Here is a 17138-nt window from a genome sequence, read left to right on the forward strand (position 1 = left end):
TCTATTAAACGTCCTGCGTAGCATTTCCTCAACAGAAAATAGCGGTTCTCTCTACCTCATCTGAGAGGTAGAGAGAGGTTGATTGAACAGCCAAATTCACTCAAATCCAGGAGGCTGACCGAGAATAATGACAACGGCCTGCCCCCATGCACCAGAAGTATTATAACAACTGCGGGAGACGCGGGTTTTCAGAATCAGGTTTATTACTCTCCACCCAGTCAATCAAACTATTCTGGCTATTTACCTCTGGTAAGTTTGTGACCGTTTTCACCCACAAGATACCCACCTCTTTTACAAATATCTCGTTGGTCAATGCCCGTGAAGAAACGCCATGTATGCTCTTTGTATGAAGGGCCAGCGGATTTATTCCACTGGTGCCCAAAGACTCTGAATCTGATACGACGTCAGAATCCAGCGCACCACCATCAGGCACCACACTATCAGTGACATCTGGCACCTCAAAATAACGCCGCATTCCGTCCTGCTTTAACTCATTCAGCACGGCTTCCGGCTGCCTCCTCAAATCAATCCCGAAGGGGATACCAAAACCGGCTTCTGCGGATGTCGCTTCTTCAGCGCTCGCACCGAGAGCTTTGAGCACCGGTGCGACCAGGGTAAAACCAATATTTTCCAGGTTGCTATGGCTATCCCCTCCTGAACCATGGGCGAAACTGACTGTATTTTGTCTGTCCAGATTTTCATTTAAAGACCAGCGTGCCTCATAAAAGGGATTCCCTTTCTTTAAGCCCTCAGGCATCCGGAGATTTGCCCCCAGAGGGCTGTAGTATCGTGCAAGAGGGCTACTCTGGTAAATTTTAAGATGGCAATCAGGCAAGATGCTATCAAGTCTTACCTTAAAGCTGGCACCGTTAAAATCGCTCTCGTCAGGAGCAAAGGCGTACACCTGCACAAGCTTGATCTTTGTCGGGTAGTGATTGCCGAAATTATAAGCTTCCATCATTCTTTCCTGGACATCGAAAGGCAGAGATTCAAAAGGAATATCTGTACTGGTGACAAGGGATTTGATCTTCTCAGACGAAGGCTTGATGCCCACACTGGCGATAGAGTAACTGCTATCAGATACGATCGCGTTGGTGAAGTTCAACGCATCGGCAAATGACGCCAGGCTATCGCCATTGGCACGAACAGGTCTCATCACAGGCCCTGCATGCAGAAGAGTACCTTGCCTGACCGGAGGATGCGCAACTGGTGGCTGGAGGACGTTTTGGCTGCTCGGCACTGCCTGTGATCCAGCAAATTGGCCTAACAGTGCGGACATATTGGCTGATGCCGCTGCAAACCCCGCATTTGAAACGGTTCCCTTCTTGCCAAATTCATCCATCTCTTTTTTAAACGCAGCGACCCCTTTTTGCAGCAAAACCTCCGGTTGCGGCTCAGCTGGAGTCACCTGCCCCTGGCCCCCACCTGATTCAATGAGACTTAACTGTTTATTCAAATGGCCAAGTCTGGATGACAAACCTGACCGTGAAGGTCTGAGTGTTTCATCAGTGAGCCCGCCAATCATATGTGTTGCTTGTTCCAGATTACTTCTCGCCGTGGTAATAAGTTCATCTTTAGCAGAAGAATTCGGGTTGCTGGTTAAAGCTTGAATTGGTGCTTCTGCAACATCCAGCACTTTACGGATCTTAACTACTTCGGGGTGATCCTGATAACCACTTACAGTCTGAGCGCTGGCAGCAGTGGGTTGACCGCTGCTTGCCCCTCCTCCCTGAAGCTTATCCAGTCTGCAGCGCAAAGACGAACACATACTTTGCAATCGTTCACGTTCATCACGAAGATCCCTCCCATTCAACTCTTGAATTATTTTTTCACTGATCTGATGCAGATTCGCCTGAACTTCATCCATGTGAGTTTGATTAAGAGGAATTCCATTAACGGCTTCACGATTTTTTTCTTGACCGCTTAACCGGCCTTCAGCCTCGCTAAATAATTTCTCAATGTGCGCAATCACCTTCTCAGCATCCCCCCGGGCAGAAGATTGCATTTTTGCAGCGGCTGCCGATGCAGCGGCTGCCGACGCAGCAGCGGAGTCTTCAAGTTTACTCAACCTCTCCCTCAAATTACTCAGCCTGGCAAAACAATCATCCGCACCCTCTTTCAGAGAGAGTGACTCAACAACCAGCAATGCTGCTTTGGCCTGTTCAACGTGATGCGACTGACTACTGCTAGCGTCCAATTCCATCACTGTTATGATATTTTCAGCTTTCTCAAGCTGAGCGATTAAATGATTTTGTTGGACGTTTTTCTGAATTTCAGAAAAACTTTGTTTAAGAATACTGGACTCCTTAATCAATTGATTTCGCTGATCTCCAGAAGGCATCTTTCTGACAATTGCATCAAGTGAGTCACATTTGGCAGAAAAAGAACTAACTTCCTCTGGTAATTGTTGATACTGAAAACCCTCAAGGTCACTTTTCAGGCCTGCCAGGATTTCGGTAGCAGTAACCACTGAAGACCACTGACGGATACTGATATTTAAGTCGCTCAATCGCTCCTTGAGTTCTTCCTTATGGCACCCGGACTCTGGAGAACTGAGCTTGCTAATCTGATCATCCAACGCTTTAACTTTCCGTTCCAGCGCCTTTATTTCAGTTCTATTGTCTGATTTTGGCTCATTCTGTACCAACGACTGTTTCAGCCCATCTATCTGGCCATGGAACTCAATGACCCTGGCACCCTCTTGCATGGCTAACTGTTGTTGCTGGAGGCCAGCAAGATTGGCTTTAGCCTGATTGTATTGTTCCTGTAGATTCAACGGCAAGTTAAGACCAAGTCGCGCTATGTTCGTTTGCACCGAACTTAATTGGTACTGGAAAGGTTGACTGTGAAAATCCTGCGTTACTCCCTGCTGTAAAAAAACAATTTGAGTGTTCAACGCCGCTAACTCCTTTTCAGCTTGAACTGCATCGTAGTTCGGTGGCGCTGTGGGTGTCATTGTCGGAGCATTCCCCGAAGGTAACAATGGTTTCCCCTCCATGGTGAACGCCGGATTTTCAGCAGGTGGCAAGCCTGGCTCATTTACCCCCTGACTCTCTTGCCCAAGGCTACCAATAGCAGAGCGAGCGGCATCCAGTTTCTGTTGACATTTGTTCATTTCACCAGCAAAGAACTTCATGTCAACAAAATGGGGCTTGTGGATTTTCCCATTCACTCTTACTTCTGTGCCATTCAAAAGATCACATAAACCTTTCGCGACCTCCAGATTATCGCCACTTCCCCCCTGATCAATCGCTTTCTCGCTTTCTTCTTTTACTTTTAGGAAAACATTCATTATGATGCTGGTCTTACGATCCGTTAATTGTGCACGGTGATTAGAGTCTACGGGCAATCCATAGGCCTTAAGGTCTTTAATAAGATTATCTTTTTTCCAGAATGTTGTATGATCCTGTGCAGCCTGAGCACAAGTATCCACTGCGAGCTGCCTGATTCCCCCTTGCGTCATTTCCTTGAAAAAAGTACTTAAAACATACTTATCGACAATTCTGCCATTAAAAACTACAGATGTCGTATTTGCCCCACCGCACTCGTTAAGGCCTGGTGTTTTATTGAAACCTGATACCTCTGGAGGCTGTGTCGGAAATGCCGGACTCTGGGTAGGAAATTGTGGTGTACTCATGAGAAATGCTCCTGGTTGAAAGTTTTTCTGACGAGTTTGATTCTTCGGTCAAAGAAAAGTTCAATTATTTACTTAGATAGCTTTTTCATTTTAATTTTTTTTCATAGCAGGTCTTTTGATTGAATAGGCAGATGATCTTTTATTACAAACTCACACATTCATTCAATTGAAACCTGAAAGCCAAAAACCACAATTACTTTTAGCTTTACACAATTAAGGTTTGAACCTGGTACGAAAGGCTTTTTTACATCATTCAGGCTGACATCTTTCGTCAATCCCGGGGTTTCCACTGCCTCTTCATTGCGCTGCTCCATCTCATCTGCTGGTATCTTCGTTCGGGCATCTTTCGGTCGAATTTCCCGGACAGATTGACGCAGCTCATCCACATTTCCGTTGGATATTTTTATTAACCCGGATATTTCATAAACTGCCCCGAATCTCGCGCGCGACCACATGGATGTCGGAGGTAGGGCGAATGCAAAGCCGGGGACTTTGTCGCTCCAGGAGATTTTGTCAGGAAGCGCGGGGAGTACGGTCCACTGAGCATAACTCACATAAAGCGGCAAAGAACAAGCGAGAGCGGGAGCACGTTGATGAAATATCCGTGTTAAGTTATCCGCCATACTCAGAACATCAGTAATGGCCTGGGGCACGATAGCCTTTGGCGGGAAATATGCTTCTTGAGAATTCTATACCAAGGCTCTTCAGCCCGGGCCAGTCCCAAGTTTTAATCCAATGTGCGTTTTTTGTCATGCTCCACTTGCCTGTTGCACTCATGCGCCTCTTTTTACAGTGGCTGAAACATTATTGATTGATTTTCCATATAAATGGGTGAACCATTACGACACTCTGTTCGTAAATTTTTGGCATGGTACCTTACTGCTCTGATGAAAGGTTTTTGTAGATAAGAATTACTTATTGGCACTCCAACCTTTTTATAGCGAATAAAATCAACAGGGAGTCTCATTTGTGTCCACAAAAGGAATGAACATAGCTGTCGTCGGTTCCGGTATTAGCGGACTCTCCTGCGCCTGGCTACTTTCTAAACAACACAACGTGACCTTATTTGAAAAGGATGATCGCTTCGGCGGCCACAGCCATACTGTGTCTGTGGGCGATGAGAAGCCCATTCCCGTCGATACCGGCTTTATTGTTTTTAATGAGAAAACCTATCCAAACCTGATCGCTTTTTTCAAACACCTGAAGGTGCCTTTTGTCCCTACGGATATGTCGTTTGCCGTTTCTCTGAACAACGGCTCTACTGAGTACGCTGGTACTGATCTTTCCGGACTATTTGCCCAGAAGAGCAACCTGTTCCGTCCGGGCTTCTGGCTAATGCTGGCTGATATTCTGCGTTTCTATCGCAACAGCGAAAAATGGATGGGCAGCCTTGAGCATGAACAAGGCATAGATGCCTCCCTGACCCTTGGCCAGCTGCTGCATCGTGAGCGCTTCAGTCAACGGTTTATTCATGACCACCTGATTCCCATGGGTGCTGCCATCTGGTCAACACCGGCAGACAAAATGCTGGACTACCCGGCTTTGGCTTTTCTGCGCTTCTGCTCAAACCATGGTCTCTTGCAACTGTCGGATCGCCCTCAGTGGCAAACCGTGAAAGGAGGCAGTCGGGAGTATGTTCAGCGGATTATTGATGAGCTGGGTACATCGGCGCTCACCAATCGCTGTATCCGCAAAATAAAACGGTTCCCTGACCGGGTTCAATTGACCGATTTCCAGGGTAAAGACTGGCATTTTGACCATGTGGTTATGGCCTGCCATGCTGACACCACGCTCAGCCTGCTTTCTGAGCCAGACGAGTTTGAACAGCATTTGCTGGGCGCTTTTATGTTTCAACGGAACAAGGCTCTGCTGCACAGCGATGAACGACTGATGCCTGACAACAGAAAGGCCTGGGCCAGCTGGAACTATCTGGGTTCCCATACATCAGACCCTGGCAGTGAGCAGGGGCCAGCGGTTACCTACTGGATGAATAAGCTGCAGCATCTCGACGGTCCGCCACTGTTTGTCACGCTGAATCCCCAGCAGGAGCCGGCCACCGATCTGATTCATGGTTGCTACCTGTATGACCACCCCGTGTTTGATCGCGCCGCGATCGAAGCCCAGGAGAAAATCTGGAAGCTCCAGGGCAGAAACCGTACCTGGTATTGCGGTGCATGGATGGGCTATGGTTTCCATGAAGATGGGCTACAGTCCGGCCTGGCTGTCGCGGAGAGCCTTGGAGGCATTCGCCGCCCCTGGCAGGTCAAAGGGGAAAATGACCGGCTCCATCGTCCGGATCTGTTTGGCCGCAGCTTTTTTGACCCGGGTGTTGACAGCACGCAACTTGAATCCTCTGAGCCTCGGCAGCAGGAATCTTGAGAATGGAGTCTTCCTCAGGTTCTTCTATTTATGTTGGCGAGCTGATGCACCACCGGTTCAAACCGAAGAAACATCGGTTCTCTTATCAGGTGGCTTCCTGGTTGCTGGATCTGGACACCATTGAGGCGCTGGATCAGCAGCTCTCCCTGTTTTCCCTTAACCGGTTTAATGTTGTGTCTTTTTACCCCCGTGATCATGGTGATGGTTCAGAGACACCGTTGCGGGAACAGATCAACCGGTTGCTTCACGACTATAATATTGAGACACCGGATAACGTCAGCTTACTTTGTTATCCACGGATGTTTGGCTACACCTTTAACCCATTGGCGGTGTACTTTTGCTATCGGGATCAACAGCTGACCGCCATCGTCTATGAAGTCAGCAATACCTTTGGCGAAAGGCATTCCTATGTGGCGGCCGTCGAGTCTGGAGAGCAGCCTGAAAAGCAGTCGGACGATCAACGACTGATAGCGCATAGCAGGCAGATTGTTCAACCAACCCTTCAACAACAGGCCGATAAAGCACTGCATGTTTCCCCTTTCTTTCCCATGGACTGCTATTACCATTTCCGGATCCAGCCCCCCAAAGAGAAGGTTACTCTCGCCATTAACCTGAACGATGCCAGCGGCAAGCTGTTCACTGCCGTGTTCAAAGGGCTGCGCAAAACCATCACCGATCGTTTTATCGTAAAACAGACCATGCTGCTGCCACTGCAAACCATGAAAGTCATGGCGGCCATCCATTGGGAAGCCTTGCGGCTCTGGCTAAAGGGCATATCGATTTACTCACACACGCCAAGACATTTCTTTTTCAGCCATACCCGTGCAGAAACGCGAAAAGCAAAAGAAAAAAATTTTGCGACCTACGCCGCGATGAACGGTGAGAAAGCAAAATATTTTTCACAAAACAATACAGCGAACAGGGGGAAGAAACCATGAACTCAACCAGCTCCACGGAGATCACCAGCAAACCCTGGTTCCCTGCGCTGAGAAATGTACTCTCCTGGCTGGAAAAACGATTGGTCAAGGCGGGGGTGAGCAGAATTGAGCTGCGCATTGATGGCAACGAAAGTGTGATGGTGGGGCAGTTCCGGTCAGGTACACCCATCCCCTGTCTGCATATCCATAATCCGGTGGGGTTAATCCAGCAAGGCAGCCAGGGGTTACTGGGCTGGTCAGAGTCGTTTATTAATGGCGACTGGAGCTCTCCGGACCTGAAAGCGCTGACCGACTGGGCCATGGCCAATGAAGACAATCTGCAGGAGGTGATGACTGCCAACTGGTTCAGCAATCTGTTTAACCGGGTGTTGCACAAAATACGCCGTAACAGTCGCTCCGGCAGCCGTCGCAATATTGCCGCGCATTATGACCTGGGCAACGACTTTTACCAGCTATGGCTTGACCCGACCATGACCTATTCAAGCGCCCTCTATTTTGATGAGCATGAGGACCTGGAAACCGCACAGGGCAATAAGTACAACACCATTATCGACTGGCTTGAGCTTCGTCCGGGGCATTCCGTGCTTGAGATAGGCTGTGGCTGGGGCGGCTTTGCCCGGGCGCTGAATCAGCGGCACCAGGGCGCATACAAAGGGATAACACTGTCGCAGGAACAGCTGGCCTATGCGCAACAGATGTCGGACAACCAGTCCCATCAGTTCAGTCTTACGGATTACCGGGATATCCATGAGCAGTATGATCGTATCGTTTCCATCGAAATGATTGAGGCCGTGGGTGAAGAGCACTGGCCGGTCTATTTTGAAAAACTGTACCGCAGCCTGAAACCCGGAGGTTCCGCCGTTATCCAGGCCATTCTGATTGACGACGCCCGTTTCGAGGAGTATCGCCGCGGTGTTGACTTTATTCAGCGCTACATCTTCCCTGGCGGTATGTTGCCCTGTGACAGGGTGATGCAAGAGCAGGCCAAAAAGGCCGGTTTGGCCATAACCAATACCCTCTCTTTCGGTCTCGACTATGCAAGAACGCTGGATGAATGGAAACGGCTTTTTCTTTCGGCCTGGCCTGCCATTGAACAGCTCGGATTTGATCAGCGCTTTAAACGCCTGTGGCAATTTTACCTGGATTACTGCACGACCGGTTTCCAATTCAGGAGTATTGATGTTTGCCTCTACAAACTCACCAAACCTGTGTCAGGGGAGGCCGCATCATGCGAGTCGCGTTAACAACAATAAAAGATTGGACGTCGGGACGGGCCTGGCTCCTGACCCTACTGTTTATGCTGACGGGGTGCTCAGCCATGAATATTGAAGATTATGCAGCTAGTGAACCAAGTCTGAAAATTGAACACTACTTTGCCGGGGAAACCGTTGCCTGGGGCATGTTTCAGGACCGGTTCGGCAATGTTCAACAGCGGTTCAAGGTGTTGATGACCGGAGACGTCAAAGACGGTGTACTGACTCTGGATGAACGCTTCATCTATTCCGATGGTAACGAGTCAACCCGTATCTGGAAGGTCAACATTATGGGTGACGGACAGTACCTGGGCACCGCCGGAGATATCGTTGGCCAGGCCATTGGCCGCAGTGCCGGCAATGCCTTTAACTTCAAATACCAGATGCGTCTGCCCATCCGTGGCCGGGAGTGGGTGGTGACCTTTGATGACTGGATGTTCCTGCAAGAAGATGGCGTACTACTGAATGTCGCCACCATGAGCAAATGGGGGATCAAGCTGGGTACTTTAACGGTCGCCTTTGAAAAACCCGGGCCAGAAGAAGAACCATAAAGGCAGCAGATATGAACTCTACTCAGGATACAACGCCTTCTAATGCTCCGGTGGTCTGGATCACCGGAGCCAGCCAGGGCATTGGCGAAGCCGTTGCCATTGCCCTGGCCCGGGAAGGAGTGACCGTAGCGGCCAGTGCCCGAAATGAAGAACGGCTGGCAGCACTGGCCAGGCAATCAGATGAACTGCCGGGCAGGATCGTTCCCTATCCGCTGGATGTGACGGATCAAACAGCCGTGAATGAGACGGTCAACAAAATCATTGCCAATCATGGTGCCGTTGGCCAGGCGATTTTAAATGCCGGCACCTATATTGCTTCGCCCGCAGCGGAGTTTACCAGCAATGTGGTGCGCCAACAGATGGAACTGAATCTGATGGGTGTCTGTCACTGCCTTGAGCCACTGATCGCTGCCATGAAAAAACAGGGTAAAGGGGTGATTGCCATTAATGCGTCGCTGGCAGGCTATCGTGGCCTGCCCAAAGCAGCGGGTTATGGTGCCAGCAAGGCGGCGTTAATCAATATGGCGGAATCCCTGAACTCGGAGCTCTGGCAAGAGGGTATTGATATCAAAGTGATCAACCCGGGTTTTGTCAAAACACCATTGACCAGCAAGAACCGGTTCCCCATGCCTTTTCTGATGGAGGTGGATAAAGCGGCGGAGGTCATCGTCAAAGGGATGAAGGGGCGGCAGTTCGAGATTCGCTTCCCGCGCATGTTTGCCGCCATCATGGCGCTTCTGCGTCACCTGCCCTACTCGATGTATTTCTGGTTGGTCCGTAAGACCGGATAAGCGTCAATTCACTCAATCGCTGGACAGCCTGTGGCAAACCCCATAGACTCCGCCGGTGTTGGTTGGGGTGTTCTGCCAGTGATGGCAGAACTGAGATACACCCATTGAACCTGAACCAGATAATGCTGGCGTAGGAAACCGACGGGCCTGAGAGCTGCTAAACCCCTGATGTACTCACCATCGTGCAAGCCAGTTAATCAATGCAGTTTATTGCCCCGACAGGAACTGCAACACCCCGCCCGTTGTTCCCGCCAGTCCTAATGATATGGAGTTTCTCTTGTGGAGCGGCGCGAGCTTATGTCTTCTACACCCATCGCATTGACCATTGCCGGTTCTGACAGTGGCGGTGGTGCCGGCATTCAGGCAGACCTGAAAACCTTCTCAGCCCTTGGTGCCTACGGCTGCAGTGTGATCACTGCGCTGACCGCACAGAACACGGTGGGTGTTCAGGGTATTTTTGATGTCTCACCCGCCTTTGTCCGGGAGCAGCTGGACTCGGTCTTTTCCGACCTGAACATTTCTGCCGCCAAGGTGGGCATGCTGAGCCAGCCTGAAGTGATTGATGCGGTTGCCCGCGCGGTCAGTGATTACCAGCCGAAATACCTGGTGGTTGACCCGGTGATGGTGGCCACCAGCGGTGATGTTCTGCTTCAGGAAGCCGCCATCGATAACCTGCGTCGCAAACTGATTCCCAAAGCAACCCTGATTACCCCCAACCTGCCGGAAGCAGCGGTTCTGCTGAACTGCCCCCGACCTGAGTCACTGGCAGCCATGGTCGCCATGATTGACCCGTTGATGGCCCTGGGAGCCAGTGCAGTCTTGCTCAAAGGCGGCCACCTTACCTCAGACCAGGGCAATAAGAAGGCCGTTGATCTGTTCCATGACGGTAACACCCTGCACCAACTTGAGTCTCCCTGGGTGGCAACCCGTAACACCCACGGGACAGGCTGTACATTGTCGTCTGCTGTCACTGCCTTGCTGGCCAGGGATTACCCTTTGATCGATGCCGTGCGCTCTGCCAAGGAGTACATTGCCGATGCCATTGGCCATGCCGACCATCTGAACATCGGTTCCGGCCATGGCCCGGTCCATCACTTTTACCGAACCTGGTCATAGAGAATACCGCAACGCATGTTTGATGTGATTATCCGCCAGGCCAGCCTGAGATTTGGCAACCACTGTGTTTTTACCGACCTCAACCTGACCCTTAAAGGCGGCCAGTGGACTTGCCTTCTGGGTGGCAGCGGGGTGGGCAAAACCAGTCTGTTGCGTCTGATTGCCGGTCTGCCTGCGGGCGAGACAACGGGGGAAGTGGTCTGTCAGGACGGCTTTTCGGTTCATCACCGAATCGCCTGGATGGCGCAGCAGGACCTGCTGCTGCCCTGGTTTTCGGTACTGGACAATATCACCCTGGGGCAGCGCCTGCGCCGCAATCTGACCGATGTGTTCACCCGTCGTCCGCTCTTGTCAGCCGAGGTTCGGGACCAGGCCATGTCCATTCTGGAAAAGGTAGGCCTGAGCGCAAAAGCCAACGTTCTGCCCCAGCATCTGTCCGGCGGTCAGCGCCAGCGGGTAGCACTGGCCAGGACCCTGATGGAAAACCGGCCACTGGTATTAATGGATGAACCTTTCGGCGCACTGGATGCCATCACCCGGCTCAATTTACAAGACCTGGCCTGTGAGCTGTTACAGAACCGTACGGTGCTGTTAATCACCCACGATCCCCTGGAAGCCCTGCGCCTTGGCCATGAGGTTTATCACCTGAGGGGGCACCCGGCCCGACTGACGGATGCCATTACGCCACCGGGCAAGACACCCCGCTCACTGGATGATAATGACCTGCTGGCCTTACAGGGCAAACTGCTGGATCGTTTACGTCATGAGTCGTTTGATGAACAGGCTGGAGTGCCATAAAGAATGAAAGACTCCGTCAAACCCTTTGTCGTTCTTATTGGCCTGCTGGTGCTCTGGCATACCCTGGTGATGGCCTTTGAGATGCCATCCTACATCCTTCCCGGTCCGTTAGCGGTGGCCAACAGCATGGTAGACAATGCCAGCCTGCTGTGGGAACACACGCTGGTTACCCTCAGTGAAATGCTGCTGGGTCTGTTACTTGGTGTTCTGCTGGGTATTATTCTGGCGCTGGTGCTGGTCTATTTTACCGTGTTAAGACCCTGGCTCTTACCGCCATTGTTGATTACCCAGGCCATTCCGGTCTTTGCGCTCGCACCGATATTGATGCTCTGGTTTGGTTACGGCCTGACGTCGAAAGTGGTGATGACCATTCTGGTGATCTTTTTCCCCGTGGCCACCTGTTGTTATGACGGACTGCGCCATACCCACCAGGGCTGGCTGGATATGGCCCAGACCATGGGCGGCAGCCGGCTGGCCATTCTGCGCCATATCCGCTGGCCTGCGGCACTGCCAGCCCTGGCTTCCGGGCTGCGGGTAGCCGTTGTGGTGGCACCGATTGGTGCCGTTGTCGGGGAGTGGGTTGGCTCCAGCGCTGGCCTTGGCTATCTCATGCTTCAGGCCAATGCACGACTCTGGACTGACCAGATGTTTGCTGCGCTCACCGTGCTGGCCTTCTGTTCCGTGACCCTTTACTACACGACCGACCGTGTTTTACGCAGACTCATTCCGTGGCAACCGGAGACTTCCCAGGAATAAGAAATGAATAAACTGATGCAACACACTTTTTTATGGGCAATGGCATGGCTGCTGTCCGTCAGCCTGCAGGCCAGCGCCAGTCAGGTATCCAGCACCGCACCGGCCAGGGAGCTGAAAGAGCTGACCCTGATGCTGGAATGGTTTGTCAACCCGGATCACGGCCCCATCATCATTGCCCGGCAGAATGGCTACTTTGCAGACCAGGGGCTTACGGTGACTATTCAGGAACCGGCAGACCCCAACCTTCCTCCCAAACTGGTGGCGGCAGAAAAGGTGGACCTTGCCGTTTACTATCAGCCCAGCATGATTCACGGAGTAGCCAACGGCCTTCCCCTTGCCTGGGCCGGAACCCTGGTGGCCACCCCCCTGGACGGCCTGCTGGTTCTGGATGACAGCCCGATCAAATCCCTGAAGGATATGAAAGGTAAAACCATCGGTTTGAATATTGGCGGCATAGAGAATGCCATTCTGGACACGCTGTTTGCACCCTACGGGTTTGGTGCCGGGGATGTAAAACTGGTCAATGTGGGCTGGAACCTCTCCTCTTCCCTGATGAGTGGCCGGGTGGATGCCATCATGGGCGCGTATCGTAACTTCGAACTGAATCAGCTGGCGATTGAAGGGCGTAAGGGCCGTATGTTCTATTACGAGGAAAACAATATCCCGCCTTACGATGAACTGATTTTTATCGCCAACAGCAAGCAGCACGATAAAGACGCCATTCGTCGTTTTCTCAGGGCGATTGAACTGGGCACTCAATATATTGTGAATAACCCGGAAAAATCCTGGGAGATCTTCAGGGATTACAGCCCGGAGAAACTGGATAATGAACTGAACCGCCGCGCCTGGTTTGACACCATTCCCCGTTTTGATCTGCGACCTGCCGCCAGGGATGCGGGCCGTTATCAGGCATTTGCTGACTATCTGCAAGCGACTGGAGAGCTGAAAACTCCGGTAAACACCAAGGACTACATGCTGGATTTTTAATCCGGAATGGACGTCACCGGCTATCGTCAAGACCTGCTTTTTGCGATAGCCACCTCATTTTTAAATTCCTCCCTGAGCGTGCCGACAGAAAGCGAATGGACTGAAATCTCTATTGTTTAACTCCGGAAAAAGGATATAAGCCCCATGGACAGGTATAAAAAACCAGTACTCAGATTCATTGTCATGGCCGGGCTTGCAACCGCCCTGGCTTCCCCGGTGACGGCTGAAGAAGTCATGGTCCGAGACAATATGCTCTCTGTAAGTGAAAATTATGATTCTGTCGGCATCGATAACGCTGGCTCAATCAACATAAATGGCAATATGAATGTCAACGGCCCTTTTACCAATAGAGCGGGTGGCTCAGTTAATGTCGCTATGGGGCTGAATATTTCCGGAAGTACATTGACCGCCACCAATGAGGGAACACTGACTGCTGGCAGTTACTGGAGTGATGGGCACTTTATCAATAACACGGGGGCGGTCGCATCCCTTGGGGTGATAAACAGCAGTGGTAATGTAACGAATAAAGGTACGTTATCGTTTGAACAGGGATCCGTTGTGGCTGACTTTGATGGCTCCGGAGGAACCACTTATATCACCATAACAAAACTTAATTTTTTCCAAAATCAATATAATAAGCCCCTGCTTAAGGCCACTGGAAGAATCCGACTTGATTCTGACTCAAAGATCGTTCTCAACGTAGCCGAGGGTGCGATGCCCGATAGCGTGAAAAGGGTTGCTATTGCCCTGAGTGGTGAATACCTGCAGTTTAATCACGATTCGACGGGCTCAGAGCTTGATCGTGCGGGCCGCCATCTTATCACTTCTGGCAATGACTTCCTGGTGGTAGAACATGTCGAGGTGGATATCTTTGGCATCTCCGCAGACCTTAAAGTGAAAAAGAAAAAATAGGTAAGGAATAAGCTCTGTGTTCAAAATCAACACGGTGTTAGCAAATTTAACGGCGGAGCCTGATTGTCCGGAAAACCCGGTCCGCCTGTTTTTAATAATGGTTTCAGCCGGACTTGCGGTAACGCTGATTGGCTGAGGTATTTTCTATTTCATTACCGGGCATACGGAAAGGGTTATCTCTCTGAACGGCAACAGGAGCCGCACGCTGGCCATGCCTCGCCAGGTCCCTCAGGCTAAATTGACTTTTAAAGCGCGCTAACGGCAATGGGAACGACTCTTCCTTGCGAAGAAATTCAATGGCTGCCAACGCCTCATCCTTAGTCACCTGCAGGCCTTTCCCGACATCCCCCCTCAGATAACATTCCACTTTCAACCGCGCTTCCTCGGCGGCATGGGCGCTGGCTAACTCATCTTTGAAATGCTCTATCGCCAGCATGGACTCATTATTTTGATCTGGCACCCGGTTGAATTCTTGAATAACGTCATCCGGGGTCACTTTTCTGTTGTCGTGTGGAATTTTCTGCAAGCACAGTTTTTGCAGGAAGAGGCCACCCCTGAGCGACGTTTTATCGTTGCCATAGGCTGCAAGCACATCTGAAGAAGTGATTTGTCGTCCCTGTAATGGTTTTTTTTCCCAAAAGGCATCTTCAATACATTTGCCTTCACTCAAGGGGGTGGCTGTATCTCCATGAGGCGGACGGTTTGAGATGCCTTTACCACTGAATGTACCGGTAGAATGGCCAGAAATCCCGCTTGAACCGGCTTCTGGATCAACCCGGCCAGCAGTGTTTGGATGGGAGAAAAATGATGGTGATGCAGTGGGTGATGGTTTCAAAATAAAGCCCAGTCTGGATTATAAACACGACCATTTGACCCCAAAACAATTATTTGGTTCATCCCATTTATGCCCGGGTCGTGAGTTGGCTACCATGGGAGCTGAGCCTGTCTCTACATCACGATTTTTAAAACTCTCCCTGTGTGTGTCGACAGTAAAACGTGAGAGCAGAAATTTCTACTGTTTAAACCGGGATGAAGGAAATAAGACACATGGATAAATATAAAAAGCCGTTTATCAGATTAGTTCTTACGGCCGGGCTTTCAACTGCGTTGGCTTCCCCGGTAATGGCTGAAGAGGTCATGGTTCGGGGCAATATGCTTTCTGTGAGCGAAAATTATGATTCTGCCGGTATCGATAACGCTGGCTCAATCAACATAAACGGTAATATGAATGTCAACGGCCCTTTTACCAATAGAGCGGGTGGCTCCGTTAATGTTGCTATGGGGCTGAATATTTCCGGAAGTATATTTACGGCCATCAATGAGGGAACACTGACCGCTGGCAGTTACTGGAGTGATGGGCACTTTGTCAATAGTATGGGGGCGGTCGCTTCCCTTGGGGTCATCACCAGCAGCGGTAATGTAAGGAATAAAGGTACGTTATCGTTTGAACAGGGATCCGTTGTGGCTGACTTTAATGGCTCCGGAGGAACCACGTATATCACCATAACAAAACTTGATCCTTTTCCAGAAGATCATAATTGGAATAAGCCCCTGCTTAAGGCCACTGGAAAAATCCGACTGGATTCTGATTCAAAAATTGTTATCAACGTATCCGAGGATGTGCTGCCCCGTTCCATGGAGGATGTTGTTATTGCCCTGAGCGGTGAATACCTGGAGTTTGATCACACGTCGGCAGGCGATGTACTTGATCGTGCACGCCGTATTATCACTTCTGGCAATGACTTCATGGTGGTAGAACAGGTCGATGTAAATATTTATGGCATCAGCGCAGACCTCAGAGTGAAAAGGAAAAAATAGGTAAGGGATAAACGCTACCCATGGGGGAGGTATTCCTTTCAAAAACCTTCTTACCAGGATGGAAAACCAGATTTCAATCTGCTTCAACCAGTCGGCCGTCCCTATCCACTACCCAGGTACTGAAATCACGGGCCATGCCTGTATTTCCTGAATAGTACATTTCAGCTTCTGCCTTTAACGCATGAATACTGTTGGCTCCAGCCTCAGCAGAGCGCTGATAGCGGCCACTGAAGTGGGTAAGAATCAAATTGGGAACACCGCTGGCCTCTGCTGCTTCAGCAACCATTCGGGCTGAGCTGTGCATCCAGACTGGTCCGGCTTTTTGCAGGGCGGCTTCGGTGAGTGTGGCTTCGTGAACCAATAGATGGCTGCCTTGCAGTGCATCGATAAGCAATTCCGGCTTATCGTTATCACCTGCAATAATGGCAACCCGGCTGGCGGGTGGTGGTTGCAGAACCTGTTCAGGGAGTATCGTCCGGCCATCTTCAAGAGTAATGGCCTGCCCTTTTTGCAAAAGCCCCCATAGCTCTCCCCTGGGAACGCCCAGTGTCGTCAATTGCTGAATGTTCAGCTGGGTGCTGAGTGTTTTTTCCGCAAAACGATAGGCAAAGCTTGGTACACGATGGGAGAGCTGGTGAGCCGTGACAGCAACCCGGGTATCCTGGTAGTGAAAAGCTGGCTGGTCGCTGCGAATAAACTCAATAGTGAATGGCAGTTCCAGGACATCGGCATAGTGTAGTGCCGCCTCCACAAACTGCCGAACGCCGTCAGGCGCGCAGATGGTCAGGGCCCCCTGCCGCCCCTGCATGCTGGCAGAGGTAATCAGCCCGGGCAGGCCATACATGTGATCGCCGTGAACATGAGTAATAAAGATGGTTTTAAGATTGTTGAGGGTATAGCGACAGCGAAGCAACTGATGTTGCGTACCTTCACCGCAGTCCACAAGATACCATTGTCTGGCATCATCGATGGCCAGTGCCAGTGCCGTGACATTTCTTTCGGTGGTGGGCATGCCAGCCGAAGTTCCCAGAAAAGTCAGTTTCATGAACACCTGCTTTATCATAATTCAATTTTTATTGTATCAGAGGAATGCTTCGAACTTATGAAATTTCTTGCCCATTTAGTTGTCTAGTTGATATCGATCACGTTAGTTATTGTTTATTTGGGCTTTCTTGATGATTTATCCCGGATATATTTATTTA

The 17138-nt window shown here is 50.6% G+C and carries 16 protein-coding genes and 1 riboswitch; of the genes, 12 read left to right on the forward strand and 4 right to left on the reverse strand.

Going from position 1 to position 17138, the window contains the following annotated elements; translation table 11 throughout:
- Positions 1 to 160: 160 nt before the first annotated feature.
- Positions 161 to 2470: a hypothetical protein gene (locus ACO6UX_RS10200; protein WP_422447261.1), complete on the reverse strand. Its 2310-nt coding sequence runs from the start codon at positions 2468 to 2470 to the stop codon at positions 161 to 163.
- A gap of 1325 nt (positions 2471 to 3795) precedes the next feature.
- A complete protein-coding gene (locus tag ACO6UX_RS10205; RefSeq protein WP_422447263.1) occupies positions 3796 to 4290 on the reverse strand; it encodes a hypothetical protein in 495 nt (164 codons plus the stop codon).
- A gap of 316 nt (positions 4291 to 4606) precedes the next feature.
- Here ACO6UX_RS10205 and ACO6UX_RS10210 point away from each other — a divergent pair, with 316 nt between their 5' ends.
- The 10 genes from ACO6UX_RS10210 to ACO6UX_RS10255 all read left to right on the forward strand — a co-directional run bounded on the left by ACO6UX_RS10210 (position 4607) and on the right by ACO6UX_RS10255 (position 14118).
- Positions 4607 to 6016 carry an NAD(P)/FAD-dependent oxidoreductase gene (locus ACO6UX_RS10210; protein ID WP_422447265.1) on the forward strand — a complete coding sequence of 470 codons (1410 nt, stop codon included), beginning with the start codon at positions 4607 to 4609 and terminating at the stop codon, positions 6014 to 6016.
- 2 nt (positions 6017 to 6018) lie between these two features.
- The gene (locus ACO6UX_RS10215) at positions 6019 to 6954 is read left to right on the forward strand and encodes a DUF1365 domain-containing protein (RefSeq protein WP_422447267.1); all 936 of its coding nucleotides are present in this window, start codon (positions 6019 to 6021) and stop codon (positions 6952 to 6954) included.
- On the forward strand, positions 6951 to 8198 hold the full coding sequence (locus tag ACO6UX_RS10220; RefSeq protein ID WP_422447269.1) for a class I SAM-dependent methyltransferase: 1248 nt from the start codon (positions 6951 to 6953) through the stop codon (positions 8196 to 8198). Before ACO6UX_RS10215 ends, ACO6UX_RS10220 begins: the two co-directional genes overlap by 4 nt.
- Positions 8183 to 8758, forward strand: a complete 576-nt coding sequence (locus ACO6UX_RS10225) for a DUF3833 domain-containing protein (protein ID WP_269676019.1) — start codon at positions 8183 to 8185, stop codon at positions 8756 to 8758. The genes ACO6UX_RS10220 and ACO6UX_RS10225 overlap by 16 nt, the downstream gene beginning before the upstream one ends.
- A gap of 11 nt (positions 8759 to 8769) precedes the next feature.
- Positions 8770 to 9549, forward strand: coding sequence for an SDR family NAD(P)-dependent oxidoreductase (locus ACO6UX_RS10230; protein ID WP_422447271.1), 780 nt, complete (start codon positions 8770 to 8772; stop codon positions 9547 to 9549).
- Between the two features lie 53 nt (positions 9550 to 9602).
- Positions 9603 to 9703, forward strand: a riboswitch (TPP riboswitch).
- A gap of 143 nt (positions 9704 to 9846) precedes the next feature.
- Positions 9847 to 10665 (forward strand): bifunctional hydroxymethylpyrimidine kinase/phosphomethylpyrimidine kinase, encoded by an 819-nt coding sequence (thiD, locus tag ACO6UX_RS10235; protein WP_422447273.1) that lies wholly within the window; start codon positions 9847 to 9849, stop codon positions 10663 to 10665.
- Positions 10666 to 10680: 15 nt separating this feature from the next.
- Entirely contained in the window at positions 10681 to 11463 is a 783-nt protein-coding gene (locus ACO6UX_RS10240; RefSeq protein ID WP_422447275.1) for an ABC transporter ATP-binding protein, read from the forward strand.
- Between the two features lie 3 nt (positions 11464 to 11466).
- Positions 11467 to 12219 carry an ABC transporter permease gene (locus tag ACO6UX_RS10245; RefSeq protein WP_422447277.1) on the forward strand — a complete coding sequence of 251 codons (753 nt, stop codon included), beginning with the start codon at positions 11467 to 11469 and terminating at the stop codon, positions 12217 to 12219.
- A 3-nt stretch (positions 12220 to 12222) separates the two neighbouring features.
- On the forward strand, positions 12223 to 13206 hold the full coding sequence (locus tag ACO6UX_RS10250) for an ABC transporter substrate-binding protein (RefSeq protein ID WP_422447279.1): 984 nt from the start codon (positions 12223 to 12225) through the stop codon (positions 13204 to 13206).
- Between the two features lie 144 nt (positions 13207 to 13350).
- Positions 13351 to 14118 carry a hypothetical protein gene (locus ACO6UX_RS10255; protein ID WP_422447281.1) on the forward strand — a complete coding sequence of 256 codons (768 nt, stop codon included), beginning with the start codon at positions 13351 to 13353 and terminating at the stop codon, positions 14116 to 14118.
- 103 nt (positions 14119 to 14221) lie between these two features.
- Here the strand turns inward: ACO6UX_RS10255 and ACO6UX_RS10260 are convergent, their stop codons facing one another.
- Positions 14222 to 14788, reverse strand: coding sequence for a hypothetical protein (locus ACO6UX_RS10260; RefSeq protein WP_422447283.1), 567 nt, complete (start codon positions 14786 to 14788; stop codon positions 14222 to 14224).
- Between the two features lie 37 nt (positions 14789 to 14825).
- Between ACO6UX_RS10260 and ACO6UX_RS10265 the strand changes: the two genes are divergently transcribed.
- Entirely contained in the window at positions 14826 to 15173 is a 348-nt protein-coding gene (locus ACO6UX_RS10265; protein WP_422447285.1) for a hypothetical protein, read from the forward strand.
- Complete coding sequence (locus ACO6UX_RS10270; protein WP_422447287.1) at positions 15166 to 15936, forward strand: hypothetical protein; 771 nt, start codon at positions 15166 to 15168, stop codon at positions 15934 to 15936. Before ACO6UX_RS10265 ends, ACO6UX_RS10270 begins: the two co-directional genes overlap by 8 nt.
- A 73-nt stretch (positions 15937 to 16009) precedes the next feature.
- On the opposite strand, the gene ACO6UX_RS10275 is transcribed toward ACO6UX_RS10270, so the two are convergent.
- Entirely contained in the window at positions 16010 to 16981 is a 972-nt protein-coding gene (locus ACO6UX_RS10275) for a ribonuclease Z (protein ID WP_422447289.1), read from the reverse strand.
- Positions 16982 to 17138 lie beyond the last annotated feature (157 nt).

Origin of the sequence: Endozoicomonas sp. ALB091, assembly GCF_049310265.1 — a bacterium.
Taxonomy (GTDB): domain Bacteria; phylum Pseudomonadota; class Gammaproteobacteria; order Pseudomonadales; family Endozoicomonadaceae; genus Endozoicomonas.

Excerpts from the sequence above, each read along its gene's own strand:
- ACO6UX_RS10215 (WP_422447267.1), top strand. The coding sequence starts at position 6,019 with ATGGAGTCTTCCTCAGGTTCTTCTATTTATGTTGGCGAGCTGATGCAC.
- ACO6UX_RS10220 (WP_422447269.1), top strand. The coding sequence starts at position 6,951 with ATGAACTCAACCAGCTCCACGGAGATCACCAGCAAACCCTGGTTCCCT.
- ACO6UX_RS10225 (WP_269676019.1), top strand. The coding sequence starts at position 8,183 with ATGCGAGTCGCGTTAACAACAATAAAAGATTGGACGTCGGGACGGGCC.
- ACO6UX_RS10230 (WP_422447271.1), top strand. The coding sequence starts at position 8,770 with ATGAACTCTACTCAGGATACAACGCCTTCTAATGCTCCGGTGGTCTGG.
- thiD (WP_422447273.1), top strand. The coding sequence starts at position 9,847 with ATGTCTTCTACACCCATCGCATTGACCATTGCCGGTTCTGACAGTGGC.
- ACO6UX_RS10240 (WP_422447275.1), top strand. The coding sequence starts at position 10,681 with ATGTTTGATGTGATTATCCGCCAGGCCAGCCTGAGATTTGGCAACCAC.
- ACO6UX_RS10245 (WP_422447277.1), top strand. The coding sequence starts at position 11,467 with ATGAAAGACTCCGTCAAACCCTTTGTCGTTCTTATTGGCCTGCTGGTG.
- ACO6UX_RS10250 (WP_422447279.1), top strand. The coding sequence starts at position 12,223 with ATGAATAAACTGATGCAACACACTTTTTTATGGGCAATGGCATGGCTG.
- ACO6UX_RS10255 (WP_422447281.1), top strand. The coding sequence starts at position 13,351 with ATGGACAGGTATAAAAAACCAGTACTCAGATTCATTGTCATGGCCGGG.
- ACO6UX_RS10265 (WP_422447285.1), top strand. The coding sequence starts at position 14,826 with ATGCCTTTACCACTGAATGTACCGGTAGAATGGCCAGAAATCCCGCTT.
- ACO6UX_RS10270 (WP_422447287.1), top strand. The coding sequence starts at position 15,166 with ATGGATAAATATAAAAAGCCGTTTATCAGATTAGTTCTTACGGCCGGG.
- ACO6UX_RS10275 (WP_422447289.1), bottom strand. The coding sequence starts at position 16,981 with ATGAAACTGACTTTTCTGGGAACTTCGGCTGGCATGCCCACCACCGAA.